Origin of the sequence: Burkholderia sp. BE17, assembly GCF_009362305.1 — a bacterium.
Classification (GTDB): Bacteria; Pseudomonadota; Gammaproteobacteria; order Burkholderiales; family Burkholderiaceae; genus Burkholderia; species Burkholderia pyrrocinia_C.
Genome location: NZ_WHNU01000035.1, coordinates 76426 through 98284, shown reverse-complemented (window position 1 = coordinate 98284; position 21859 = coordinate 76426). Strand labels below are relative to the sequence as shown.

The 21859-nt window shown below is 62.8% G+C and carries 33 protein-coding genes; 9 read left to right on the top strand and 24 right to left on the bottom strand.

Annotated elements, in window-relative coordinates; all coding sequences use genetic code 11:
* The first annotated feature begins 39 nt into the window (after positions 1-39).
* Together GD429_RS27550 and GD429_RS27545 are read left to right on the top strand one after the other, a co-directional pair.
* On the top strand, positions 40-483 hold the full coding sequence (locus tag GD429_RS27550; RefSeq protein WP_152861664.1) for a hypothetical protein: 444 nt from the start codon (positions 40-42) through the stop codon (positions 481-483).
* A gap of 93 nt (positions 484-576) precedes the next feature.
* Positions 577-1254, top strand: a complete 678-nt coding sequence (locus GD429_RS27545) for a DUF6602 domain-containing protein (RefSeq protein WP_152861662.1) — start codon at positions 577-579, stop codon at positions 1252-1254.
* A 20-nt stretch (positions 1255-1274) separates the two neighbouring features.
* On the opposite strand, the gene GD429_RS27540 is transcribed toward GD429_RS27545, so the two are convergent.
* Genes GD429_RS27540 through GD429_RS27525 form a run of 4 tightly spaced genes read right to left on the bottom strand, consistent with a single transcriptional unit; the run spans position 1275 to position 3034 of the window.
* The gene (locus GD429_RS27540; RefSeq protein ID WP_152861660.1) at positions 1275-1820 is read right to left on the bottom strand and encodes a lysis system i-spanin subunit Rz; all 546 of its coding nucleotides are present in this window, start codon (positions 1818-1820) and stop codon (positions 1275-1277) included.
* Positions 1817-2365: a hypothetical protein gene (locus tag GD429_RS27535; RefSeq protein ID WP_152861658.1), complete on the bottom strand. Its 549-nt coding sequence runs from the start codon at positions 2363-2365 to the stop codon at positions 1817-1819. Before GD429_RS27535 ends, GD429_RS27540 begins: the two co-directional genes overlap by 4 nt.
* Entirely contained in the window at positions 2362-2859 is a 498-nt protein-coding gene (locus tag GD429_RS27530) for a lysozyme (protein WP_152861656.1), read from the bottom strand. Before GD429_RS27530 ends, GD429_RS27535 begins: the two co-directional genes overlap by 4 nt.
* A complete protein-coding gene (locus GD429_RS27525; RefSeq protein ID WP_152861654.1) occupies positions 2852-3034 on the bottom strand; it encodes a hypothetical protein in 183 nt (60 codons plus the stop codon). The genes GD429_RS27530 and GD429_RS27525 overlap by 8 nt, the downstream gene beginning before the upstream one ends.
* A gap of 151 nt (positions 3035-3185) precedes the next feature.
* Here GD429_RS27525 and GD429_RS27520 point away from each other — a divergent pair, with 151 nt between their 5' ends.
* The 4 genes from GD429_RS27520 to GD429_RS27505 all read left to right on the top strand — a co-directional run bounded on the left by GD429_RS27520 (position 3186) and on the right by GD429_RS27505 (position 6155).
* Positions 3186-4172, top strand: coding sequence for a hypothetical protein (locus GD429_RS27520; protein WP_152861652.1), 987 nt, complete (start codon positions 3186-3188; stop codon positions 4170-4172).
* A 226-nt stretch (positions 4173-4398) separates the two neighbouring features.
* Complete coding sequence (locus GD429_RS27515) at positions 4399-4683, top strand: transcriptional regulator (protein WP_089436529.1); 285 nt, start codon at positions 4399-4401, stop codon at positions 4681-4683.
* Between the two features lie 2 nt (positions 4684-4685).
* Positions 4686-5393 (top strand): SGNH/GDSL hydrolase family protein, encoded by a 708-nt coding sequence (locus GD429_RS27510; RefSeq protein ID WP_152861650.1) that lies wholly within the window; start codon positions 4686-4688, stop codon positions 5391-5393.
* Positions 5394-5462: 69 nt separating this feature from the next.
* A complete protein-coding gene (locus tag GD429_RS27505; RefSeq protein ID WP_193727213.1) occupies positions 5463-6155 on the top strand; it encodes a class I SAM-dependent methyltransferase in 693 nt (230 codons plus the stop codon).
* A 199-nt stretch (positions 6156-6354) separates the two neighbouring features.
* Here the strand turns inward: GD429_RS27505 and GD429_RS27500 are convergent, their stop codons facing one another.
* The 4 genes from GD429_RS27500 to GD429_RS27485 all read right to left on the bottom strand — a co-directional run bounded on the left by GD429_RS27500 (position 6355) and on the right by GD429_RS27485 (position 9620).
* Entirely contained in the window at positions 6355-7362 is a 1008-nt protein-coding gene (locus tag GD429_RS27500; protein ID WP_193727212.1) for a hypothetical protein, read from the bottom strand.
* A 64-nt stretch (positions 7363-7426) separates the two neighbouring features.
* Entirely contained in the window at positions 7427-8089 is a 663-nt protein-coding gene (locus GD429_RS27495) for a DUF2612 domain-containing protein (RefSeq protein ID WP_152861643.1), read from the bottom strand.
* A complete protein-coding gene (locus GD429_RS27490) occupies positions 8089-9270 on the bottom strand; it encodes a baseplate J/gp47 family protein (RefSeq protein WP_321574906.1) in 1182 nt (393 codons plus the stop codon). The genes GD429_RS27495 and GD429_RS27490 overlap by 1 nt, the downstream gene beginning before the upstream one ends.
* A complete protein-coding gene (locus GD429_RS27485) occupies positions 9267-9620 on the bottom strand; it encodes a hypothetical protein (RefSeq protein WP_152861641.1) in 354 nt (117 codons plus the stop codon). The genes GD429_RS27490 and GD429_RS27485 overlap by 4 nt, the downstream gene beginning before the upstream one ends.
* 61 nt (positions 9621-9681) lie before the next feature.
* Between GD429_RS27485 and GD429_RS27480 the strand changes: the two genes are divergently transcribed.
* Positions 9682-9960 carry a type II toxin-antitoxin system RelE/ParE family toxin gene (locus tag GD429_RS27480; RefSeq protein ID WP_152861639.1) on the top strand — a complete coding sequence of 93 codons (279 nt, stop codon included), beginning with the start codon at positions 9682-9684 and terminating at the stop codon, positions 9958-9960.
* 17 nt (positions 9961-9977) lie between these two features.
* The gene (locus GD429_RS27475; protein ID WP_152861637.1) at positions 9978-10277 is read left to right on the top strand and encodes a HigA family addiction module antitoxin; all 300 of its coding nucleotides are present in this window, start codon (positions 9978-9980) and stop codon (positions 10275-10277) included.
* A 63-nt stretch (positions 10278-10340) separates the two neighbouring features.
* Here the strand turns inward: GD429_RS27475 and GD429_RS27470 are convergent, their stop codons facing one another.
* Positions 10341-11090 (bottom strand): Gp138 family membrane-puncturing spike protein, encoded by a 750-nt coding sequence (locus GD429_RS27470; protein ID WP_152861636.1) that lies wholly within the window; start codon positions 11088-11090, stop codon positions 10341-10343.
* Positions 11091-11099: 9 nt separating this feature from the next.
* On the opposite strand from GD429_RS27470, the gene GD429_RS27465 reads away from it, so the two are divergent.
* The gene (locus GD429_RS27465) at positions 11100-11471 is read left to right on the top strand and encodes a hypothetical protein (RefSeq protein WP_227791763.1); all 372 of its coding nucleotides are present in this window, start codon (positions 11100-11102) and stop codon (positions 11469-11471) included.
* Here GD429_RS27465 and GD429_RS27460 read toward each other — a convergent pair.
* The 15 genes from GD429_RS27460 to GD429_RS27395 all read right to left on the bottom strand — a co-directional run bounded on the left by GD429_RS27460 (position 11468) and on the right by GD429_RS27395 (position 21821).
* A complete protein-coding gene (locus tag GD429_RS27460) occupies positions 11468-12436 on the bottom strand; it encodes a phage protein (protein WP_152861634.1) in 969 nt (322 codons plus the stop codon). The genes GD429_RS27465 and GD429_RS27460 overlap by 4 nt on opposite strands.
* Complete coding sequence (locus tag GD429_RS27455; protein ID WP_152861633.1) at positions 12433-12750, bottom strand: phage baseplate plug family protein; 318 nt, start codon at positions 12748-12750, stop codon at positions 12433-12435. The genes GD429_RS27460 and GD429_RS27455 overlap by 4 nt, the downstream gene beginning before the upstream one ends.
* Positions 12750-13307 carry a phage baseplate protein gene (locus GD429_RS27450; protein WP_415748957.1) on the bottom strand — a complete coding sequence of 186 codons (558 nt, stop codon included), beginning with the start codon at positions 13305-13307 and terminating at the stop codon, positions 12750-12752. Before GD429_RS27450 ends, GD429_RS27455 begins: the two co-directional genes overlap by 1 nt.
* A 14-nt stretch (positions 13308-13321) precedes the next feature.
* Positions 13322-15340 carry a mannosyl-glycoprotein endo-beta-N-acetylglucosamidase gene (locus GD429_RS27445; protein ID WP_152861631.1) on the bottom strand — a complete coding sequence of 673 codons (2019 nt, stop codon included), beginning with the start codon at positions 15338-15340 and terminating at the stop codon, positions 13322-13324.
* Positions 15333-15488 carry a DUF6889 family protein gene (locus GD429_RS40690; protein WP_193727217.1) on the bottom strand — a complete coding sequence of 52 codons (156 nt, stop codon included), beginning with the start codon at positions 15486-15488 and terminating at the stop codon, positions 15333-15335. The genes GD429_RS27445 and GD429_RS40690 overlap by 8 nt, the downstream gene beginning before the upstream one ends.
* A 35-nt stretch (positions 15489-15523) precedes the next feature.
* Positions 15524-16075 carry a phage tail assembly chaperone gene (locus tag GD429_RS27440; RefSeq protein ID WP_152861630.1) on the bottom strand — a complete coding sequence of 184 codons (552 nt, stop codon included), beginning with the start codon at positions 16073-16075 and terminating at the stop codon, positions 15524-15526.
* Positions 16076-16077: 2 nt separating this feature from the next.
* Positions 16078-16518, bottom strand: a complete 441-nt coding sequence (locus GD429_RS27435; protein WP_152861629.1) for a phage protein — start codon at positions 16516-16518, stop codon at positions 16078-16080.
* Between the two features lie 15 nt (positions 16519-16533).
* Positions 16534-18009, bottom strand: a complete 1476-nt coding sequence (locus tag GD429_RS27430) for a DUF3383 domain-containing protein (RefSeq protein WP_152861628.1) — start codon at positions 18007-18009, stop codon at positions 16534-16536.
* 9 nt (positions 18010-18018) lie between these two features.
* Positions 18019-18609, bottom strand: a complete 591-nt coding sequence (locus GD429_RS27425; RefSeq protein WP_152861627.1) for an LIC_12616 family protein — start codon at positions 18607-18609, stop codon at positions 18019-18021.
* 4 nt (positions 18610-18613) lie between these two features.
* On the bottom strand, positions 18614-18985 hold the full coding sequence (locus GD429_RS27420; RefSeq protein WP_152861626.1) for a hypothetical protein: 372 nt from the start codon (positions 18983-18985) through the stop codon (positions 18614-18616).
* 61 nt (positions 18986-19046) lie between these two features.
* Positions 19047-19268, bottom strand: a complete 222-nt coding sequence (locus GD429_RS27415; protein ID WP_152861624.1) for a hypothetical protein — start codon at positions 19266-19268, stop codon at positions 19047-19049.
* A gap of 35 nt (positions 19269-19303) precedes the next feature.
* Positions 19304-19786, bottom strand: a complete 483-nt coding sequence (locus tag GD429_RS27410) for a hypothetical protein (RefSeq protein ID WP_152861622.1) — start codon at positions 19784-19786, stop codon at positions 19304-19306.
* Between the two features lie 28 nt (positions 19787-19814).
* Entirely contained in the window at positions 19815-20198 is a 384-nt protein-coding gene (locus tag GD429_RS27405) for a DUF4054 domain-containing protein (protein WP_321574904.1), read from the bottom strand.
* Between the two features lie 62 nt (positions 20199-20260).
* Positions 20261-20728, bottom strand: a complete 468-nt coding sequence (locus GD429_RS27400; protein WP_152861620.1) for an STY1053 family phage-associated protein — start codon at positions 20726-20728, stop codon at positions 20261-20263.
* Position 20729: 1 nt separating this feature from the next.
* Positions 20730-21821 (bottom strand): DUF2184 domain-containing protein, encoded by a 1092-nt coding sequence (locus GD429_RS27395; RefSeq protein WP_046545590.1) that lies wholly within the window; start codon positions 21819-21821, stop codon positions 20730-20732.
* Positions 21822-21859 lie beyond the last annotated feature (38 nt).

Genomic DNA, 21859 nt, shown 5'->3' with positions numbered 1-21859 from the left:
CCTGTGGCATTCTGGACGCTCGTCGCACTGGAGATCGACATGCGCACGATTCAGGAAGAATTCAGCGATTCCGACGACGACTGGTTCGGCTTCGCCGCGGCGCAAGACCGGAAGGACGGCCACTCGCTACGGGCGTACCTGCTGCGTTACGCCGACCGCATCCCGGAACACCATGTCGTCGCTCACGTTGAGCTCGTACTACGCTCGGCGCAGCCGCCTCGCGGCGTTCGTCCGCCGTACCTGTGCGTCGGCCACTTCGATCCGGGGCACTCGACCGACTTGCCGCTCACATGGAAGCGCAATATCGACGATCTCAAATTCGATTCCACGATCACGTACGTCGAATGCGGATACGACATTTTTGACTCGTTCAGCGACGCGAAGATGGACCTGACGGCGCGCGGGTTCTACATCGAGCCGATCGAAATTCCAGGTGCCAGCTATTGTGGACCGGACGAGTTGGATGATGGCCCCGCGAGCTGATCACGCAAAGCTGGTGCGCCGAGATACCTCAGACGTCAACCTCGAAAGATCGGTTAGACTCGACGTTCATAAAAGAAGAGAACGGGGCGCGAATTGAATCAACACGTCATAAGCCGGTTAATCGGTATCCACAAAATGCTTGTTGGAGCGTATGAATCCAACATTAGCCTATCTTCCAACACTAAAGGACTTGAGCGCCAGACCTTCATCGATAGCTTTCTGTCGCAGGTGTTGCCGTCGCATTTTCGCTTCGGTACTGGTGACGCAACTGACCAGGCGGGGAACAGAAGTGGTCAATTGGACGTAGTCATCGAATATCCGTTCGTGCCGAGCTTGCCGATTGTTGGATCGGAGAAGACTCGCCTCTACTTGGCCGAAGGGATTTCTGCTGTCATCGAAGTAAAGTCAGATTTATCGAGTCAATGGAGCGAGGTCGAAGCAACAGCGAGCAAGCTCTCAGCCCTCAAACGGCAGTTCGGCAGTGGTATCTCCTTCGGCCCAACAGCCCCGCCATACATACCATTTTTCGTCGTTGGATTCAAAGGATGGAAATCACTCGACACGATGAAGTCGAAGTTGAGACCCGGAATAATCGACGGAATCCTCGCCGTCGATTCGTTGATGTTCTGCAGCACGAGCAATTTTCTCGGCATTAGCACCCCGGGCAGTCCAGCGGCGCTTTGGGCCTTGATCTGTTGCCTGCACTTCGCTGGCAGTATGGGTGGGTCCCTCGCGGTCGAAGCACCGCTCCAATACGTGCTGGGGCAATGACAGCGGGCTAGGCGTCTGAACTAACATCCCGGCGTTGCCGGCCGCACCGCACACACCCAACCCTGAACCGCCTTCAGTTTGTCGATTTCGCGCTGGTCGTCGCCGGCGACCCCGAAAACGCGCTCCGCAACCGCTGGGTCGAGGTCTGCGACGGCGGCGGCACCATCGCCCACGCCGGCGGCGCCGGAAGTTCCGGGCAGACCGTCGGAACCGGCTGTAGTACAGTTCCGGACGGCGACGCGCAGCCGGTCAGTGCCAGCGGCAAGAGCAGCGCGCAGGCTGCGATTTTCGGTTTCATGATCGGTTCGCTCCTTCGTGAGTTGTGCGTCGACGGCCGCCACCTGCGAGGCAGCTGCGTCGTGGGCGGCGATCGCGCGCTGCTCCGCGGCGAGTGCCGCCTGCGAGATCGAGGTCAGATCGCTGGCGTGCCGCTGCGCATCCGCCGCGCGCGCGGCCTGCTCGTCGGCGAGCTGGCGGGCGCCGATCAGATGCTCGACGCCGGCACCGGCCGCCGCACCGAGCAGCGCGGCCAGCAGGTACGCCCATGCAAATTTCAGGAAGATCATTTCGGCTCCTTCGCGTGAAGCTGCTTCAGCTCATCCGGCGAGTAGACGAAGCCCGGCAGCAGGAACGCCTGCACGCTCCAGACCGGGTCGCTTTCCTCGTGCCGGCCGTGATCCTTGCCCCGATGGTGGGGCGCGCACAGCAGCAGTTGGTTGTAGGTCGAGTCGACGAACGCCTCGGGCCGAGCCGGATCGAAAGCCTCCCAGTCGAAGCCCTGCGTCAGCTTGATCACGTCCCAGATCGGGTGCTGGAGCGGGATCGGCACGATTCGCCGTAGCTTGTGACTGAACATCGTGTCGCACTTGTTGATCGCGACCTCGCGGATCCACTTCCAGTCGATCGCGTGCGAGAACGCCCACTCGAAAAACCGGTGATGCGACTCGACCGCCTGGTCGTCGCCACACACCGCGCAGACGTAGCCGCCGGCCGCCTTCATCGCGCGTTTGCTCGCGCGGAACGTGGGTGACTCGGTGCGCGGCTCGTGGTCAGGATAGAAGACGTCCTCGGCGAGCGTCCGCCGCGTTTCGTGGGTTTTCGAGGTCGTCATAGGCCGCGCTCGCAAGTTGCGCGCTCGATCGCACGCCGTTCCACAAGACCGGGCAGCACGCGGCCGCCGGCCGTCACCCACTGCGGCCGTCCGTTGTCCGCTTCGTTCAGCGCGCGGCACGCGCCCTTCCAGTCGCCGGCGTTGAACCGCTTCGCCGACGTGCTGCCGCAGTACGCGCCCGTGCCGACGTTGTAGGCGAAGCTCACCGCGGCCGCGAGCTGGTACGTGTGCCCCTTTAGACCCGGCGTGCATTTCAGCACCGGCTCGGCGTGCTCGATCAGCCGCTGCTCGAGGCGCGCGCGGCATTCCTCGGGCGTGAAGCGTTGTCCGGCGCGCACGTCCTTCGTATCGCCATTGCAAGCCGTGATGATCCCGATCGGGTCCGGCCGCGCGACGAGTTCGAGCCCCTCGAACTTCGGGACCATGGAAAAAAGAAGGGCTGCCGCAGCAGCCCCCACAACACCCGCCAGTGTCTTCTTCGGTACGTTAGCCATCGAGTAATGCCCTCTTTCCCTTGTTTTTGACCAGGTAGTACGCCTGCAGCCCGATATACGCGATCGTCGCGACGGCTACCCACCAGTTGATGTCGTGGCCGGTCAGCCACAGCCAGAAATTGCTACCTACTGCAGGCGCCACCTTCGCAGCGCTCGTCGCGAGATCACTCTTCATCAATTCCCCGAAATGAAAAAGCCGCCTCGCGGGCGGCTGATATGTTGGTAAAAATGGTCTATGTCAATTCTCTTTCGGCCGAGTGATATACACTCAGCCACCGTCAATAACAAAGCGGGGGCGAGACATGTTCACGGCATTACAAAAGTCAATGGCGCACAAGAACACCACGGCACCGGGTTTCTGGAGGGAATATTCGAAGATTTTGAATCCGTCTACGCAAGTTCCTTTCTACGAGGTGTCCCCTCAGGAGTTTATCTGTTCTCCTTCGACTGGCGACATTGGTGTGCGGTCCATGCTGCACGAATTTGAAATCGCCCTGCTTTACGGGCTGGCCAAGGATCATTGGACCGGCAAGGGAGCCCTCATTGACCTCGGGCCTTACAACGGCCTTAGTACTTTAGCTCTCGCAGCCGGGGCCAAGAAGAATCCGAACTGGACCGGCCAAAGCAAGGTCTTCAGTTACGACCTATGGCTGCGCCAGGGCTATGAGTGGTTCACGAACACCGAACTGTCTGTTACGACTGGATCTGCGTTTCCCGACTGGCTGATGCTCAACAAAGAGCACCTGGACATAATCTCACCGTGCCCCGGCGATTTTCTGACCCTGGACTGGAACGGCGGCGACATCGAAGTGCTATTCATCGATCTCGCCAAAACGTGGGACCTGAATCACCACGTCGTCAGCAAAATGTTTCATCAACTCGTACCTGGTCAGTCGATCGTCGTTCAGCAGGACTGGATTCATTTCAATGAATACTGGGCGCATATCACAATGGCCTATTTCGCCGATCGATTTGAGCACATCGAGACGGTATATGGAAGCAGCGCGATCTTCCGGTGCGTGGCGCCCATTTCCGAGGCAGAAGCGAGCGTGAAGCTCGCGAACCTGCCGCTTTCGGAGAAACTACGTCTAATCGACTACTGCATTGCGCATGAATCACCGTCGGCTCAACAGGTCATTCGTACGGCACGAGCGAAATGCCTGTTTGACAACGGAGAGCTCGACGCGGCGACGGCCGAGCTCGAACACGTCAACACGATCCGACTGTCCGACGATCCCGCAACCGATTTTTCCGGCATTGCAGCAAGCAACAAGGCTATGGTCGCGGACATGATCGCGGCCGCTAGAGCGTGACTGGAGACAAGATCCGGCCGCACTCAGTGCAGTCCGGCCGGCAATCTCGGCGTCAACGCACCCAAAATGAACAACCGCTCGCTGTGGCGGTAAATTCCCCTTGACGAATAGACCCATTGGGTCTAAATTGCTTCGTAGCGGTAGCGCATCCAGCGCCGCCCGACATCCCGAAAGGAAACGACCGTGAAACTCACTTTTCGCACGCGCGCAGTGCGCGCAAAGTCCCATGCCGATCACGTACACACCGCCCAGCACGCGCGACCTCGCGACGTTGAAGCACGAGTTGCAGATGACGGGCAAGCAGATGGCAGACCTTTTCTGGCTGGCCGGCGACCATCAGTGGCGGAAGTACACAGGGGGGCAGTCCCCGCGCGAACTGAGTCCGCACATGGCATTCGTGGCTGCGGCCAAGCTCGCTCTCACGGAGGACGAATTCACACGCGTCCTCGCGAAGATGGCGCAGTTCGGCGCGCACGTCGCGGAGGCGGCCGATGGAGATCAGCAGCCGTAGCGATGATGCTGGGCTGCTTGGCCGCCTCGATGAGCGCATGCGGAGGCGGCGGAGGCGGCGCATCCGACGATGCCGCGCATCCCACTCCTACGGCCCGCGAGAAGAAACCCGTACTGATCGATGCAGAAGGCGATTCGACGATGTACGGCTGGTCGATGACCTCGCCCGGCCAGATGACCCCCGTCGCGCAGCCCGCGCCGACCATCATGCAGGTAGAGCTCGCGCAATCGCTCGGCGGCCAGATCACGGTCACGAATAACGGCATCGGGGGAATGACGGCCCCAGAATCCGCGAACGGGCTCACGCCATTTTCCGCACCGCTCGCGACGCGCCTCGCCTCTATCCGGCCGAACATCGTCATCGTCAACTACGGCATCAACGATGCTGGTCGCGAAACGACAGACGACTATCAGCAGGCGCTGGTGGGAATCGTGGCCGCGATCCGCGGCGCCGGTGCCGTGCCCGTTCTCGAGGAACCGAATCCGGTCTGCAGAGGCCCGGGATCGATGCTTGACTCGTATGTGGGCGTCATGCGCACGGTCGCGCAGCAATACGATGTCCTGCTCATTCAGCAGTACGACTACATCAAGTCATTGCCGGACTGGAAATCGATGCTGCCGGACTGCGTTCACCCCAATCAGGCGCTCTATACAATCAAGGGACATCGCGAAGCACAACAGTTACGGTTGCTGATTCAGTCACTCCAATAGGGAGCTGGGAGTCGAGTCATCCGCCAGTGCTAAACTTGTGCGGATTTGAACAAAATGCCGAGAGACCCCATGACCTTCGACGAGAAGCTGTTCCCCGGTGTGACACAAGCCAACTGGCAGATGAACTGGTCCGAGAAAATTGCTCTGACCGGTATTCTTAGCAGAATGAAACCGAAGGGTGCGCTTGAGGTTGGGGTCTATCACGGCGGTAGCCTGACGCTCGCCGCCCCGTTTTGTGATCGTATCCTTGCAATTGACATTGACCCGGATGTGCCGAACCGGTTCGAGGTGCCGCCCAATGCCGAAATCCTCATCGCACCATCTGCCGAAAGCATCCCCGATGCACTCGCTCGACTTGAATCTCTCAATCTTCCATTGAACTATGTGCTCATCGACGCCGATCACTCAGAAGCTGGTGTGAAATCGGACATTGAGCGGGTCCTGAAATATCACCCGCGAGAGCCGATGATCATGCTGATGCACGACAGCGGCAATCCCGGATGTCGCAATGGGATGCTTTCCGCGCACTGGTCATCGAATCCGTACGTGCAGTGGATCGAATTAGATTTTGTACCGGGCCAGATAATCGAACATAGCGTGTCAGGTGGTCACCCCGAAGTGTGGGGCGGTCTGGCAATGGCGTGGTTCATGCCCGAGCCGCGCAAGGGTGACCCCGTTATCAGTCAGGGCAGCAGGACCAGTGTGCGATCTGCGCAGCTATTCTCCCAAGCCATGGCCGAAACATTCGGCCGCGCCCCCTAATTTTCAATCTGTCGTCGGCGAAGGCAAGCTTACTTGTACCGTCGCAAGCTGGCCCTCATAGAAGATGCTCCATCTGGCATCCGATGAAGAGATCGTGCCAAGGTTCGTGTATGAGTCGTCAGATTGGGGACTCGCAAAGTAACCGGCGATCTTTGTTTCAGTGGAATCTGAGAATTGAATGTTTATTTGTACGCTCATATCAGAATGAATACCCTGAAATATAGATGACCGCTGACATCGTCCCAGATGCCGTTGTGGCAACGTAGTACATCGTCTGTGGCGTGATGATTTGCAGATTGGAAAACGGTGATTCGATCGGCACAGTTGTTTGCGAAACGTAGGTTCCAAGATTCTGCTGCCCGACCGAATTGCTGCTAGATGCTACGTTGATGAATCCAGAACTTGCGGCAGTCGAGCCGATGTGCAGGACACCCGAGATGCTTCTTGCGTTCTTCGGGACAATGGCAGCAATGTTAAGTGCCGTCATCGTCGGCTGCTGTGTCGAGCTATTCAACGCTGATTGCACGAAAATCGAGACTGCGCGATCGTTTTGCAATCCTATTGCCAGGAGTGACCCGGATGTGGTTGCCCATACACTGACCAGTGCGCTCGCCGTGTATCCAGATGGCATGTTCGCGCCGCCATACACACTCGGCGCAACAGTGCTTGTCGCATTTGTCGCAAGCAGCGCGCTTGTGCCAGTAGTCGGGTTGTAAATGGCATACAACGCGACGAATCCGGATGCTGGAGCGCTGCCGGTGTCCATGCCGCCAGCGCCAGTCGCCGCGAGGTTGATCGTCTTACTGAATGCGCCGAGCACATACTTCTTTCCGCCAAGCGCCGCGCCAACGACGATCTCGTCGGCAGTGAGCGTAGCAGTACTCGACCCAGCCGTGACCGACATGCTGACATTGCGCGCCTGGCCGACCACCGCCACAGACTGCGCCTGCACCGCCATCTTCAGGTTCGCCAGCAGCGTCGCCGTCGTGCCGTCGTCGATCGCATCCTGCCCGGTCAGATCGACAATGAACTGCGCAAGCACGGCCGCCATGATCGAGCTTTGGCGCCACACCTTGTTGAGTTGCTGCGACTGCGCGGTGCCGCTCTGGAAGCCGGTGAGCAGCGCAGCCAGGGCCTCGTAGTCGGCCTGCGTCATCACGTTCGCGCCGGCAGCCGCCGCAAACGCCTTGAAATTGTTGTTTGCCATCAGTGCTCCGAGCATAAAAAAAGCCGCCCGAAGGCGGCTCAAAGCGTGAAATGCATTGTTTGGGTCAGATCGGCTTGCCCCATGCGCCGATATTGAAACCGGCCACATATGGGCCAGACATGTCGAAGCCGAACAGCGGCGCGCCGTCGACGGTCGTGACGATCGTGTAGTTGACGCGCACGCCCTCCGGCTTCAGCGGGATATAGCCGCCCGCGAGCAGCGCGAGGAACACCGCGGACGGAACCTTCCCGGAGATCCCGATCGTCATCGACATGTCCTGGTCGTCCTCGATGAACACGTGCGTGTCCGCGCCGAAGATGCTGTTCAGGATTGCCGCCGACTGCTCGAGCGTCCCGTCCCAGTGGTTCGCGCCGATCTTCGCGCGGATGACCAGCCGATATGTGTCGTCGTCGAGGATGGTCAGGCCCGTGTCGGGATCGAACGGCCCCTTCCAGATCCCCTGATCGAAGCCGAGCCCCGCGATGTCGAACGAGAAGTAGATTCCCGTCAGCGGCGTGCGGATCTTCCGCGACACACCTACCCAGAGACCCACGTCGTCCAGCTGCACGCCGACCGCGTTGTCGAGGTCGAACTTGGCCGGCATGCTCTGCAACAGGTTCATCTGGTCGACGAGCGGCTGCACGATCGTGCCGAGAACCGCCGCAAACCGAGGCAGGTCGCGATGCTCGGAGGTGATCAGCGAGGTGTAGTCGGTCAATGCGGCCATCACGTCACCACCAAAGTCACGCTCGCGGGCGTGCACGACGCCGCCTCGTTGAACAGCAATGCGACGTCCGGCGCGCCGGCGCCGCGTGGACCGGTGAGAGTCAGGCCGGACAGCTTGAATGTGATGCCGCCGCCCACGCTGTTCGCCGCGGTCAGCGCGTCACCCCATTCGACGCTGCCGGATAGGCCGCCGCCGATTTGCACGCCGTTGATGTAGTCGGACACGGCCTGCTGGATCTGTTGCCCCGCCTGGCTGGTATAGCCGGTGAGCGCCTTCAGACTGACCGTCGCGGCGATCGGCGCGGGCGCCGGCCGGAAGAACTTGATCGTGATCGGCCGACCGTAGACGTCCATGACGATGACGGCAGTCGTGCCGTACGTCCCCGCCCCCGGCGTTTTCTTCGCCGCGATCGCGTTCGCGATGGCCGTCGCGTCGCCTCCCTCGACCACGAGCGAGATCGAATGCGACGGGATGCCGTTCGTGTCGGTCGCACTGGTGTCATTTTCGTAGGTGACATATCGGGTGACGCCCGGCACGTTCGCCACTGCGCCGATGATGCCGTCGAGCACCGTAAGAGACGGCAGCGCGGTCGACACCGTCTGCCGCTGCCGTAGCACCGGGTCCTTCTCGACGGGAGCGCCCTCGGCTGCATCGGCCGGGTTCGTCACCGACTGCCAGCCGAGCGCCGGCGTCGCGATCTGGTTGATCGTGCCCGCGCGCGCAGAGATGTCGCCGATCGAAGCGCACGTTGCCGTGACGGTGATCGTGCCGCTCGGCGGGATCGTCACCGTGGCCGGCAGCAACCACTGCACGTTGTTGCTGTCTTTCGCCGCGCCGTTGGTAATCGTCTTTCCAGCCTGCCCGACCAGTACCAGGTCGGCGCTCGAGAACGACGCGGTCTTGCGCGCGATGCCGTTGATCTTGACGTTGCTCGATAGCGCATCGCCCTGCGCCGTCGCCGGGCTGAACGACCGGTAGATCGCGATCGCGACCGAGTTGACGTCGCTGATGGCTTTCGCGAACACGCCGAGCATCTGGCCGTCCTGGCTGTCCGGCTCCAGGTACGTGTCGGCGCCGTAGATCGATCGGTACTTGTCCTGGAGAAACGCGAACACGTCCGCGTATGTCGGCGCGGTGATGCCGTTCGCGTCGATGGTTGGTGCGATGGTCGTGAGAGTCACAATGCCGCCTGTACCGTGGTGGGGCCATAGATGGTGTTGATCGTCGCGGTGACAGTCAGCGTGCGCGTCTCCGGATCAGCCGAGCTCGAGTAGCTCGTCAGCTCGATCACGCCCTGCGTCCCGAGGATGCATGTCCGGATCGCGGCGTCGTACTTGCCGGAGGTGTACTTCCCGAGCACGTCGGTTGCCCACGGCATGCCGGCCGTCGTGTCGAGGAACCATTCGCCGCGCAGCAGGCGCAGGCGCGTCAGCACGGCCTGCGCGACCGTCTCGGGTGTGTTCGCGAGGAAGTCGGCTGCGCCTCCGCCGAAGACGTAGTCGCCGTTCGCGTCGAGTTTTCGGTATCGCATTCGTACCCCAAAAACGATAATAACGTTTGACGTTAATAACGCATTGCGTTATTATCCATTCATGATTACATCGTTCAACTGCCGAGACACTCAGGCGCTGTTCAATGGCACGCGGGTCGCCCGCTTCGTCAATTTCGAACGCGTCGCGATTCGCAAGCTCCAGCAGTTGCACGCTGCGGCCGATCTGGACTTCCTTCGCATCCCGCCGAACAACCGGCTCGAAGCGCTGAAGGGGGACCGACAAGGCCAATTCAGCATCCGCATCAACGACCAGTGGCGCATCTGCTTCAAGTTCGCCAATGGCCGCGCCACGGATGTGGAAATCGTCGACTACCACTGACCAACCCGGAGAAAGTCATGACCCGAGAAGTACCCCTGGCGACGCCCGGTGAAATCCTGGCGGAAGACTGGCTTGAGCCGATGGGCATCAGCCAATACGCACTGGCGAAGGCAATTAGCGTCCCGGCTCGTCGCATTAATGAGATCGTGAAGGGCGACCGCGCCATCACGGCCGACACCGCGGTGCGCCTTGGTGCGTTCTTCGGCGTCGATCCGCAGAGCTGGATGAACCTCCAGACGCATTACGACACCGAGCTCGCCAAGGAAAAGATCGGCGACGATGCGCTACGCGAGATCCGCGAGCACGCGCACGCCTGATTTGGCCGCTCCAGAAACGACAAACCCCGCTTCGAGCGGGGTTTTTTGTTGGCGATCCGACGATCAGTTGACCTGCCCCGTGTTGCCACCGTTACCGTTCGGGTGCGTGTGCGTATCGTCGACGCGCTTCCCGTTCGCCGTGATCTGGCCGATCACGTTCAGGATGCCGTTGAACACCGCCGCGGCGCCGCTCGCCGCGCTGCCGACCATGCCGCCGACGAACGTGAGCAGCCCGGTGATCGTCACCGCTGCCGAGAATGTCGACAGCGGTGCGACCACGTCGAAGCCGCCAGGCGCCACGATCTTCACCTTCTGCAGCGTCGGGTTCAGATCGATGTACGTCGCGCCGTCGTCGCTGCGCAGTTGCGTCGAGCTGCCGCTGACTCCGGCAAGCGCGCGCGGCCGCGACCGAAAGCCGAGCAGCGCGAACCCGTCCGACAGGTCGTGCATGCGCAGCTCGGCTTGTTCCTGCACGCCGCCCGATTGCCACCAGGCGTCGATGCAGCGCGAGGCAAACACGACGAGGCACTCGTCGCCGGGCGCCACCGGGAACGTCAACGTACAATTTCCGCCAGCGGGGAACTGGACCGGGCAGTCAACCAGGAGCGGCAGCGCGACACTTTGAATGGTGCCGTCGATGCCTCGGATCAGCGCCTTGATCGCCGGTTGCACGCTGCATGTCGGCGGCCGGTCGGCCGCGCTTTCGAACGACTGGACGATGCCGGGCAATGCCGTCCAGATGCCCGCGCGCACGCCGTCGAACGCTTCACGCAGGGCGACCTCCGGGTCGCCTACCCTTTCACGTCTATCCATGGGATGAAAATGAAAAAACTGCTGTTGACCGCGGCGCTGCTCGCGCCGCTCGCCGCCGTCGCTGACGACGCCTACGTCTACCCGTTCGCTGGCATGAAGGTCGGCGTGACCGTCGAGAACGAATTCCCGACCATCCTGTACACGGCGAAGAAGTGCGACCTGCCGCTTGCGAACGCGAAGAACATGCGGCGCTATGAGTCCTACCGCGGCGTGTGGGACATTGGCTGTTGGGGCGAGACAATCGACGGCGACGCCGTGATCATCGTGCCGAAGATGCCGGCGAAATCGATGCCGCTCAACGTGCTCGCCCGCGCAGACGTCAAGCGGAACGGCGAGAACACGACGATGACGATCAAGGCGCTGCCGACCTACGGCCGTTAGCCGTACCTTTTGATCACGTCGGCGGACGGCACCGCCGCCTTATCCTTGAACGAATCGGGCAGCACCGTGACGTCTGCCGCAAGGCAGGTCACGCTCGTGTACCACTCTTCGCCGCGCGTATCGCCGCTCACCTCCGCGAGCATCACGTAGTAGAAGCCATCGTCCTGCAGCTTCGCCTGCATCTCGATCCGCTCGTTCTCGGCCTGCTGGCCGACGTTCAGGCTGTACTCGTACTGCTGGATGCTCGCGTTGTCCAGACAGATCAGCCGACCGATCTTCACGCTGGGGTTCAGCAGCATCTTCACCTCAATGCCGTTCGCGGTCTGCTGCGGCAGCCCGACCATGCCGGTCGCGGAAGTGATCACCGGGATCTCGCCTGGCATGTACGCCGTCTCCGGCACCAACACGACCTTCCCGTCCTGGATGCTCCAGACGGTCTGCGTGGTCCGTGCGGTCCATCTCATGAAGTCCCGCGCCATTCCGAACATCACCTTACCGCGCGGCAGCGGGTTCGACGGCAGTTCAGGGAGATAGCCTTGCTGCACGCCGTACGGGTTCATCGCGGTGCAAGCTGCCGCTACGTGATCCGTGGGCGTCGACCCAGCCGCGAGCGTCGTGTTCACCACGGCGAAGTTGTACGCCGAGTCACCGTCCGCCGCGGTGATGTCGAGGAAGGTGTCCGTCTGGCTCTCGCGCCCGCGTCGCACCTGCTTGACCTGGCCGTCGAAGATGATCCCGTAGTTGCCCTCGTAGCCAGCCTGCAGAACGACGCGCGTGAACTCCTTCTGCGCGCGTCGCGCCGTCGTCTCGGACACGTTGTAGACGCGGATCCGCGCCGAGTTCGGCGTCTGCAGATCGCCACGCTGCACGCGGAACACGATGCGCAGCTCTGACAGATCGAGCGCCTCGCCGCTGTCAAAGCCGATGATCAGCGATACCTTCCGGCCGAACTGCTCAACGCTCATTGGTCCGTCACCCAGAAAACATGCGATCCGATGCCCAGATCCTCGTACGTCGGTACGTCGTCAGGATCAGCCGCGCCCTGCACCCACAGCCGCCCTTGGAAACCCAGGTGCTTGTACTGCGCGAGCAGGTCGATGCCGGTCACCAGCGGGATGCCCGATACCAGCGGGTTATCCGAGGCGTCCGCAATGTCGAGTACCCATCCCGCGCCGCCGGCCTTGCGGTACTGGACGGTCAGGCGATAGTCAGTCCCGCTCAGCGTCACGGTGAAGCGCTCCGGGCGCGGGGAAAACGGAATCTCGAAGTAGCTCGGCATCACATACTCCCCGGCGGTACTGCGCCTCCCGGCGCCGGCGTCGCCGGCACGGCGGCCTTCGTACCGCCGTTGCCGGTCTCGGCCGTCGACGCCGGGTCGGCCTGGTTCTCGCGCGGTGGCAACTTCGTCACCTGCGTCGACACGATGCGGATCTGCTTGAGCGTCGCCGTCAGGATCAGCGCGCTCGACGTCTTCGCGTCAACCGTGAGCCGCAGCCCCTGCAGAAGCATGTTCTGGTAGGTGCGGCGGCTCGTCGCGACGTCGAACCGCGTGCGCGCCTGCTGCAGCGCCAGCAGTTGCGAGTAGATCGCGTTGACGTACTGCGCCGACGGCAGGCCACCGCCATCGAACGTCGCTTCCGCGGCGCCGAGCAGCGCTTCGTAGTCGGCATTGCTCCAGCCGCACCGCATCGACAGATCCGGCTGCCGCTTGAACGCGTGATCGGTGATCTGCGCCCCTTGCTCGACCGGATGCTCGGTGATCGCGAGCTCATCGTTGTATACCTCTTCGATCGCGACCTGCACCGTGATACTGCCGATCTTCTTCGGCGAGATCATGATCATGTCGAGGATCACGAGATCACCCCCTGTAGATTGCGCACCATGTCGGCGTTCACCGCGCGCTGCTCGCGCTCGACGGCGCGACCGGCCGCCGAAGGATCGCCTGCGCCGGTCACGTGGATCTGCGTGGACTGGTGCAGCTCGACCTTCGTCGATCCGCCGCTTGCTGCCGACTGTGCAGTCAGCGCGCCGGCCGGCTGGTACGTCGCGCGCGTGTTGCGCAACGCGGCTTCCATCTCGGCGGCCGTGATGCTCGCGCGGTTGTTGCCCTTGCCAGCGTAGTAGCTGCGGCCGGTGTCCGGGTCCGCGACGCTCGCCCACTCGCGCGACGCCGCGCGCAGCGCGCCGCGCAGATCGTCATTGCGCCCCTCGACATAGTCGGCGATCGCGCGCCGCTTATTACGCACCAGGTACTGCTCGAAGATGCGGTCCTGCAGCTTGCGGTCGAACATCTCGTCGCCGTTCAGCTTCAATCCGCGCGCGGCTTCGGCCAGCGTGCTACCGATGATCTGGTAGCGACCGGCCGCGTTGAACTGCCCCGCGCGCTGCGCCGCCATGACCTGCGCGAGCGTCATGCCTTCGAGGTTTTCCGTGCCGGCGCGATAGCCGCCACGCGCGCCGCGGTTCACGCTGTTGTAATCGCCCTCGCCGCGGGAAATCAGGCGTCCGAACGCCGTGTCTGCGAGGCGCGACATCGCGCTTCCCAGTTCAGCTGTTGGCGAACCAGCCGCGACAGAATTCGGTGCAGCTACGGCAGGAGCCGCTGGAACCGCTTGGCCACGAGGCGGCGTCAACTTCGCGCCACCGCCGCCGTCCTTTCGAACGCTATCGACCTCGTCCTGCGTGTAGCCGCCCGTCGAATCAAGACCGCGCCGATCCTTCAGCGTGAGGATGTCCCACAACGAGCGGAAGCGCCCACCCGACAGCTTTGTGATCAGACCGTCGATCTGGTCGCGAACGCCGTCGCCGATTTTCCAGCCGAGGAACGCAGCACCGACAGCCGCCGCGCTCGATGCGAGGGCCGCAAGCTCTACTCCCATAGCCGAAAGCAATCCAGTTGCGCCGCTCGCGGCCGCGCCGCCGGCACGAAGCGCCGCGACGATCTTCCAGATACCGCCGGCGATCTTGAATACGCCCAGCGCCTTCAGCGCCACGCCGAGCAGCAGAATCTTCGTCGACCAACCGTCCGTCCCGCGGTCTAGCTCAACGAACTTGTCAGCCAGCCACGCCAGCGGCGGCCCCATCACCTCAGCGGCCTTCAGCACTGCGTTCGCAATGTCGGCGATTCTGTTCGCGATCTCGTCGCCGTGCTCGTCCATCCAGTGCTGGAAACGATCGAGACTGGGCCCGATCTTCTGCAGCATCGCGCCTTCGACGCGGATCGCAAGGTTCTCGAACGTCGTACCGAGCTCGCGCAGCCGGGTCATGAACTGGTGCGCGTCGTGGGCAGCCTTATCGAGACCGGTCGACTGCGACATCTCGCGGTACTGCTTCAGGAACTTCTCGAAATCCCCGTTGCGCATCGCGAGCAGCAAGTTCTCGTCGATACCGAGGATGTTCCCGTACTGACTGGCAAGCCACGTCGGCTTGTTCGCCAGCGACTTCCCGAGGTCCGACATGATGTCGACCGTGTCGCGCAGCTCGCCGTTCGCGTTGCGAGTCTGCACGCCAAGCGTCGCGAGGTAACCCTCGCCCGCCGGGTTGTTGCGCAGGAAGCGCGCGAGGTTCTCGATCGTGCCGGTGGCCGCCTCGGCCGAGACGCCCATGTTCCGTGCGGCGAACTCGAAGCCGCGCAGGTTCGTTGCCGATGCGCCCGTGCGCTGCGATACGAAGTACAGGCGCTCGAGCTTCGACGCGAATGCCGCGACGCCGGCGCTCACCGTGAGCGCGGCGCCGGACACCGTGGCGATCAGCTGCTTGACACCCTTCGTCGTCCCTTCGACGCCTTCCTTGAAGTTCTTCAGGCCCTTTTCGTCGACCTTGAAGCCGAGCGCGACGAGGAACTCGCGGATGACGACGGAATCAGCCATTTTCTCTTTCCATCTTGCGGCGGAACGCCGCGTCGTTGTCTGCCCGGACGGCAAGGGAATCGTTCATCAGCGCGATGTCGTCCAAGCCGAGCGTTCCGTCGAGCAGCGACTCGTAACGGCACATCTGCGCATGCACGGGCGCGAGCAACCAATCCTCACCGCTGGGCAGCGTGCGGATCCAGCCTACGTCGCCGCCGGGCTGCTCGCTTGGCTGGTAAGCAGCCCGCTGATAAAAGGGCCGAGGTTCGCCACCACGACGCGCACGACGAGCGGCAGCATCACGTCGATGCCGATGTCATCGAACATCGCCGTGTTTCGCTGCGCCGACCAGATCTTCGACCAGCCGTGCTGCTGCTGACGCTCGACGACGGACAGGCATGTGTCGAACACGTAGTCGGCGTCCTCGTCCTTCAGGTCAGCGAGCGCGTCGGCGAACGGTTGGAGTACCGGCGCGACGGCATCGACGAGAGCGAGGATGTCGCGTTTCTCGTCGTGCGCCGCCGACGCGTCCGACTCGATCGGCTGCGTTTCTTCAGCCAGTGCCGCAAGCGCGGCGTTTGCGCGCGCCTGCACGCGCGCGTTGTCCGCCTGCTCCAGCTCCGCATAGAACTTCATCAGGACCGGAATCATGGGCGGGATGACCGGCGCAATGCGCCGCGAAACGTGAAACTGCTGCTTCGCGCTCAGCTTGCCGATCGCGTACCGGGCGCCGTTGAGTTCGATTTCAGTCGTCATGGTCAGTACGTTCCGAGGATGCCGTCGATCTTGATCGAATCGAAGATCCATTCGACGATGTCGCCGTCCTTCGCGTATTTCAGATCCGGCGCCTTCTTGAACGCGCAGCTGCGCGCCGTAGCCACGTCGCCCGATGCGGTCTGGCGAATCTCGATGAGGTTCTTGCCCCAGAGCCGGCTGTCGAGTGACTGCGCGTCGTAGAGCGCCATCAACTTGGCGTTGATCGGCGCCGTCTTGAGGTAGCGCAGCGTGACCTGGCCGGACCTGTCAGCATGCAGGCTGTGCATACCTTCACCATCAGAGCCGATTGTCATCGTGTTCTTGTCGCCCGCGCGGACGACCGTGATGCCTTCTTCGGCGGTTGCCTCGCCGTAGCCGAGCGAAAACATTCCGCCCGGCCCGACGAGCGTCCCCGCCACGTCCTGAAAGCTGTAAGTGCTCATGTGGATATGTCCTTATTACCGGTTGACCGTGACCAACACGTCGACGCTGTGAATTGCGCCCGCCTCCTTCGCTGCGATTTGGAACGGAACGGCCTTCCGCGCCTCGCGATCCGCCTGCGACTGCGTTGCGATCTGCGGCACATAGATGTAGTAGCCCTTCGAGAGCGTGTCGCCCTTCGAGATCGCGCCGAACCCTTCGGAATTCCAGACGCCCGGAGCCAGGTATGCGTTGGTTACTGCCGCTTCGCAGCCGGTCGCGAGCACCGCGGCAAGGCTTGCATTGCCGGGATCAGTTTGCGGAATCTTCGTCGGGCTCTGATAAAGCGCGTTGTACAGATCCGTCTGCAGACGATTGCGGAACCAGATCGCGTTGTAGACCGAGTCAGCAAAGATGCCGCTCGGCGTGACGCCGTACTGGATGATCGACGTATCGTTGCTGTACGCGACGAAGACGTTGCAGTTCTTCGCCTGCAGGGCGTTCGCCTGCGTAGTCGTGAGTTCCTCGGCTGCGACGCTCGGTTCCTGCTTAAACATGACGGTGATCGTCGTGTTGTTGCCGTCAAAGTTCACCGTCAGCAGGCGGCCGAGAAGCGACGAAATCGCATACGGCGACGAGCTCGAATATTGCAGGAGCGTGTACTTCAGCTTCAGAGCCTTCAGGCGGCTAGCGAGGTCAGTCGTGACGGTTGAATCGAGCACTTGCGGGTTCTGCGTCGTGATCCCGTAGATGTGCGCTTGGTCGGCTTCGATCAGGTTCGAGACCGCGATGTGCTGGTCGTCGGTGATCGATGCGTCAGCGAAGTCGAACCCGAGGAACTTGTTCGCGAAGCGATCGAGGAAGATCGCCACGGCATCGACCGGTTGCTCCGGTACGATACCGTCCGCCGGGACGCCGGCAAGGCTGCTCGTCAGACCGAGCATCGCCGATACGTCGGTGCCGGCACCCGGGGCCGTCGCATAGCCGACCTTCGAATTCGTGCCGGTCGTATTCGACGTCACGACGAACTGCGAACCGTTCCAGGCGATCGTCGCGCCGGTCAATTTCGCATTGATCACGGTGGCGACGCCATTGAGGTTCGTCTGTGCCGAGAAGTCGAGGCCGGTGACGGACTTCGCAGCACCGTCGATCGTGATGTTGAATGCGCCGGTCGTGACTACATCCCACAGTGCGATTTGCTGCTGCGCGGCCGACAGCACGCCGCTGTGCAGCGAGCCGGCCGTTGCCGTCTTCGCCCACCGGCCGATCAACAGTTCTTTCGGCTTCGGCACCTGGTTGAAATACAGCGCAGCGGCGTAGTACTCCGGCGTGTTCGTGCCGAAGTCAGGCGTCACCTCGTCGATGCCGCCGTACGAGCGCGTGCGCTCGTTGGTGTCGATGATGGCCGACGGGCCGAGAATCAGCCCGGTGTTCATGTTCGCGCCCTGCGCCGCCAGCGCGGCGAGGTTGATCGTCACGTTGATCAGACGCGATACCGGCAATCCGTTGGACATGCTGGTCCCCTACGAGTGGATGTTCGAAACGCCGGCCACGGGCGTCGACGAGTCAGTCGTCGTCGCCACGGTGGCCGATTTGAGGTTGAGGACCGCGTAGGTCCGGGTGATCTTGCGGCGCAGCTTCACGGTCATGTCGTAGCGCCGCACCCACTGCTGATTGACCAGGTCGGGCGCCGGGCGGATCGCGCCGACGCCGACGAAGGCCATCTCCTGAAGTTGGAGCTGCTCGCGGTTCTGCGGGATCGCGAGACCGTCGCCAAGTCGCTGCGCGTAGCCCTTCGCATGGGGGCCGTAGAACGTGCACATGACGTCGATGCCCTGGTGCCGGATGTACGCGTCGTGCCCGTCGTCGGTGCCGTCGTGCTGGATCGCGGGGCCCGCGTCCGGCTCCTGCTCCTGGACGCCGAACGCGCACCAGTCGACGGACGGCTCCGGTTGCTTCGGCACGGTCGTCTGCCAGCGCGGCCGCACGAGGTCCGGCGCGAGCGCCGTGATGCCGGCGATCAGTTCTTGGACCAGGTTGTCGAGAGCATCGTCCTCGTCCGGCGGCGCATCGACGGCTGGCGCCAGGTATCCGCCGGTCGAGCTGTCGTTCATGGGGTCACCCTGAGAGAGGTTTCAGGTCGCACGTCGCGCAGACGAAGCCGCGGCCGAAGTGCGAGTAGTCGTTCACGTTCACGACCGTGTAGGTGCGGCCCGCCCACACGACCTCGTCGGCGTCGTGGCCGGCGCCGCCGTCCATCAGCCGGAACATCGTGTGCAGTGTGATCGAGCCGATGATTCGGCTGCCGTCGGCGTTGCGATGCAGGATGTCGCCCTTGTCGCTCGTCACGACGGCGGCGAACGGCGTCGATGCCGCGGTGTTCTGTGCGCGGCCGTGGCCGTCGACCGTTTGCGTCATGCGATTGCAGATCAGGCCCGTGTCCATGAAATCCGGATCGAGCAGGACCTCGGTTACGTCGAGAAAGGCCATGTCGTTCCTGCAAAAGAAAAGGGCCGCACATGGCGGCCCACTGGTCGATTAAACCGACAGTTCAAATCTCGGCATTCATGAGCTCGATCCCGCGCTGATTGAGGACAAACTCAAAGCCCCAGTCGTCGCCATACCCCGCGATCTCGAGAAACGCCGCGGCGGCTTCGACGGAAGGTTCATTGCGATGTACGAGTATCGTGTCGCTGCTCGGATGAGGGTCGAACTTGCGCCAGACATTCAACAGGTGATGGATCGCAATTTCAGTTTCGCTCAGTGTGGCCATTCAACGCCCCGATGGAACTTGACCAACCAAGGTTATCACCCCTTCTTGCGGACCACGTACGTGATCGCGTTTCGATACTGAGCGGTGTCGACCAGCGTGTTCTCACGCGTCACACCGCGGCGCCGGCGCGCGGCCAGCGTAGAGTCAGCGAGTTCAGGAGCAATGTTGCTGTTGATCTTCGCGCGCACGCCGTTTTGTCCGGCAAGCCCGGCGAGCTTTAGCCGGCGTTCGACCTGTTCGAGATCGCCGTCGAGCGCCGCTTCGACGCCCTTCTGGAGCTGCGGCTCGAACTTCGGCCGCGCGTCCTGCACGCCGGGCACCAGGTGCGGGCGCGCCGGGATATTGTTGGCCGGCGACCCGTTCTCCATGATGTAGCCGATCTCTGCGTTGCTGAGCGGTTCGCCCTCGTTCTTTCGGCCGGCGGTGCTGTCCGGCACGCCGACGAGCACCTCCTTCTGCACGAGCCCGCTGATCGACTTCAGCACCTCGTCGAGGCGGTCGATTTTCATGCCGTCCATGGGATTCTCCCGATAGGCGGCGGCAGCGTTACAGCTGAATGCCGCCGGAGCCCATCATCTGCGCCAGGCTGAGATAGCGGACGCCGTACATCGTGGCGTTCCAAAAGCCGCCGTCCTTGATGGCGACAGCCGCGGTGTCGTAGCTCGCGCTCACCTTGTCGACGGCCTTCGACGACTGCGGCCCGGTTACCTGCCCGGGCACGCCGCCGACTGCGGCCGTCTTCTGGTCCTTCAACGCGAGCGCGAGGTGGTGCGCGGTGACGAGCGCGATTCCCAGATCAGTCAGCTCGCCCCAGCGCTCGGCATTGACGAGCGAGACCGCGACCGTCATCCAGAACTGGACGAGGGAGTCGGGGTACGTCGTCGTATCGTTGAACTCGGGGAACGACTGTCGGAACTGGGCGATATCCACGTGTCACCTTGCCAAAATGCGGATGCCGGCGCGCGCCTCGATGGCGCGGCGCCGGGAGGCCATTATGCCTTCTTCCCGCTGCCGGGCTTCTGGGTCGCGCCGTCGGCTGCGCCATCCTTCGCGGCCGCCGCGGCGTCCTTCTGGGCCGCCTCGAAGGCCGCGACCCGCGCGGCAAGATCCTGCTCGCCCGCGGCAACCGCCGCTTCGCGCGTGTCGAGCGCGGCCGCGCGGTCGTCCAGCCCCTTGCCGAACGTATCGAGTTCGGTGCGCAGCTTTTCCAGGCGATCCGACTCGGCTTGGAGACTGGCCTTTGCCGCTGCAGCAGCCGCGGCCGGATCCGCCGGGCCGTCTTGCGAGGCGCCCGAATCGCCGGACTTCTCCGGCAGCGGGCCCGTGTGCGCCTTCGCGTACCAGTGGTCGGCGATGAAGTCCTCGACCTCCTGCACGCCGGCCTCGACGCGCCGGATGACCTCCTCGCCCTCGTGGGCCAGCCGGATCGTGAACGCCGTCAGAACGTTGATCTTCGCCATGTCAGATCCCGTCCCGGTAAGCGGCCGTCGTACCGTAGCGCCATTCGACGCGGCCGATACGCGACCAGTAGGTCGTGATCTGGAACAGCGAGCGATATTCGAGCGGCGTACGCTGCAGGTCCGTCATCGGGAACTGGACGTACTTCTTGTCGCTGTTGTACGCGACCATCCGGTCCACGGTGCCGAGCTGGCCCTGCGTGCCGCCGGCGCCGGCGCCGATCAGCCACTTCAGCTCGAGGATTTCCAGCGGCGTGCCCTGCTGCGTGCAGATGTTGTTCTCGAGCAGGTACGTGAGGATCGACTTGTTGCCGGCGTCGCTCACGATCTGCGATGCAACCCAACCCAGTTTCGCGGGCGGCAGCATGAGGCGGTTCGGCTTCACCTTCCAGCCGGACGCTTGCCATGCCGAGGTCAGGATCTCGTTCACGTCTTTGAGGATCTCCTTCGGCGTCTTCGTCTCCCACTGCGGCGTGCCGGCCGCGCCGTTCGCGACGTTCGAAACGCTGCCGACGGCGCCGGTCGAATTCACCAGGCCGGTGAAGCTCATCTGCGGATCGCCGTAGTAGACGATCTGGTCGAGGTCCATGTTGCGTTTCATGTTCATCGCCTCGACCTTCTGCGAGTCGATGGGCATGCCGAGCTGCTGCGACTTCACGAGCTCGGGCACCGTGTACTTGACCTCGGCACCCCAGAGCAGCATCGGCTGCGCGGTCTTGCCGATGTCGACCGACGGGCCCGCGAGCGCGTTGCCCTCGTTCGAGATCCAGTTCAGGCCGTTCGGGTTGATACCGCCGCTCATCCCGAACGCCGAGTTCGTGAACGACGCGACTTCGTCGGCCGCCGACACGTCGCTGCGGATGTAGATGTCGCGCGACCAGGTGTACTCGACGAGCGGCTCGTTCAGCGTCTGGTCGAGGCGTTCCAGCTGGCCGACGAGGAATGCGCCGGTCGAATCAATCGTCTGGCGATCGTACGTGTACTGCTGGTCCTGCGTACGCGCGCGGATCAGCCGGCGCGTCGCATCCGCGACGGCCGCCGACATCGGGATCGAGGCCCCGGCCCGGCGCAGGTGCTTCAGTTCGGACATGTCCATGTAATGGCTCCAGAAATGCAAAAGCCCCGCGATTGCGG

What these genes read in the sequence shown, in the direction of transcription:
- GD429_RS27550 (WP_152861664.1), top strand. Translation starts at nt 40, where the DNA reads ATGCGCACGATTCAGGAAGAATTCAGCGATTCCGACGACGACTGGTTC.
- GD429_RS27540 (WP_152861660.1), bottom strand. Translation starts at nt 1,820, where the DNA reads ATGATCTTCCTGAAATTTGCATGGGCGTACCTGCTGGCCGCGCTGCTC.
- GD429_RS27535 (WP_152861658.1), bottom strand. Translation starts at nt 2,365, where the DNA reads ATGACGACCTCGAAAACCCACGAAACGCGGCGGACGCTCGCCGAGGAC.
- GD429_RS27530 (WP_152861656.1), bottom strand. Translation starts at nt 2,859, where the DNA reads ATGGCTAACGTACCGAAGAAGACACTGGCGGGTGTTGTGGGGGCTGCT.
- GD429_RS27525 (WP_152861654.1), bottom strand. Translation starts at nt 3,034, where the DNA reads ATGAAGAGTGATCTCGCGACGAGCGCTGCGAAGGTGGCGCCTGCAGTA.
- GD429_RS27520 (WP_152861652.1), top strand. Translation starts at nt 3,186, where the DNA reads ATGGCGCACAAGAACACCACGGCACCGGGTTTCTGGAGGGAATATTCG.
- GD429_RS27515 (WP_089436529.1), top strand. Translation starts at nt 4,399, where the DNA reads ATGCCGATCACGTACACACCGCCCAGCACGCGCGACCTCGCGACGTTG.
- GD429_RS27510 (WP_152861650.1), top strand. Translation starts at nt 4,686, where the DNA reads ATGATGCTGGGCTGCTTGGCCGCCTCGATGAGCGCATGCGGAGGCGGC.
- GD429_RS27505 (WP_193727213.1), top strand. Translation starts at nt 5,463, where the DNA reads ATGACCTTCGACGAGAAGCTGTTCCCCGGTGTGACACAAGCCAACTGG.
- GD429_RS27500 (WP_193727212.1), bottom strand. Translation starts at nt 7,362, where the DNA reads ATGGCAAACAACAATTTCAAGGCGTTTGCGGCGGCTGCCGGCGCGAAC.
- GD429_RS27495 (WP_152861643.1), bottom strand. Translation starts at nt 8,089, where the DNA reads ATGGCCGCATTGACCGACTACACCTCGCTGATCACCTCCGAGCATCGC.
- GD429_RS27485 (WP_152861641.1), bottom strand. Translation starts at nt 9,620, where the DNA reads ATGCGATACCGAAAACTCGACGCGAACGGCGACTACGTCTTCGGCGGA.
- GD429_RS27480 (WP_152861639.1), top strand. Translation starts at nt 9,682, where the DNA reads ATGATTACATCGTTCAACTGCCGAGACACTCAGGCGCTGTTCAATGGC.
- GD429_RS27475 (WP_152861637.1), top strand. Translation starts at nt 9,978, where the DNA reads ATGACCCGAGAAGTACCCCTGGCGACGCCCGGTGAAATCCTGGCGGAA.
- GD429_RS27470 (WP_152861636.1), bottom strand. Translation starts at nt 11,090, where the DNA reads ATGGATAGACGTGAAAGGGTAGGCGACCCGGAGGTCGCCCTGCGTGAA.
- GD429_RS27465 (WP_227791763.1), top strand. Translation starts at nt 11,100, where the DNA reads ATGAAAAAACTGCTGTTGACCGCGGCGCTGCTCGCGCCGCTCGCCGCC.
- GD429_RS27460 (WP_152861634.1), bottom strand. Translation starts at nt 12,436, where the DNA reads ATGAGCGTTGAGCAGTTCGGCCGGAAGGTATCGCTGATCATCGGCTTT.
- GD429_RS27455 (WP_152861633.1), bottom strand. Translation starts at nt 12,750, where the DNA reads ATGCCGAGCTACTTCGAGATTCCGTTTTCCCCGCGCCCGGAGCGCTTC.
- GD429_RS27450 (WP_415748957.1), bottom strand. Translation starts at nt 13,307, where the DNA reads ATGATCTCGCCGAAGAAGATCGGCAGTATCACGGTGCAGGTCGCGATC.
- GD429_RS27445 (WP_152861631.1), bottom strand. Translation starts at nt 15,340, where the DNA reads ATGGCTGATTCCGTCGTCATCCGCGAGTTCCTCGTCGCGCTCGGCTTC.
- GD429_RS27440 (WP_152861630.1), bottom strand. Translation starts at nt 16,075, where the DNA reads ATGACGACTGAAATCGAACTCAACGGCGCCCGGTACGCGATCGGCAAG.
- GD429_RS27435 (WP_152861629.1), bottom strand. Translation starts at nt 16,518, where the DNA reads ATGAGCACTTACAGCTTTCAGGACGTGGCGGGGACGCTCGTCGGGCCG.
- GD429_RS27430 (WP_152861628.1), bottom strand. Translation starts at nt 18,009, where the DNA reads ATGTCCAACGGATTGCCGGTATCGCGTCTGATCAACGTGACGATCAAC.
- GD429_RS27425 (WP_152861627.1), bottom strand. Translation starts at nt 18,609, where the DNA reads ATGAACGACAGCTCGACCGGCGGATACCTGGCGCCAGCCGTCGATGCG.
- GD429_RS27420 (WP_152861626.1), bottom strand. Translation starts at nt 18,985, where the DNA reads ATGGCCTTTCTCGACGTAACCGAGGTCCTGCTCGATCCGGATTTCATG.
- GD429_RS27415 (WP_152861624.1), bottom strand. Translation starts at nt 19,268, where the DNA reads ATGGCCACACTGAGCGAAACTGAAATTGCGATCCATCACCTGTTGAAT.
- GD429_RS27410 (WP_152861622.1), bottom strand. Translation starts at nt 19,786, where the DNA reads ATGGACGGCATGAAAATCGACCGCCTCGACGAGGTGCTGAAGTCGATC.
- GD429_RS27400 (WP_152861620.1), bottom strand. Translation starts at nt 20,728, where the DNA reads ATGGCGAAGATCAACGTTCTGACGGCGTTCACGATCCGGCTGGCCCAC.
- GD429_RS27395 (WP_046545590.1), bottom strand. Translation starts at nt 21,821, where the DNA reads ATGGACATGTCCGAACTGAAGCACCTGCGCCGGGCCGGGGCCTCGATC.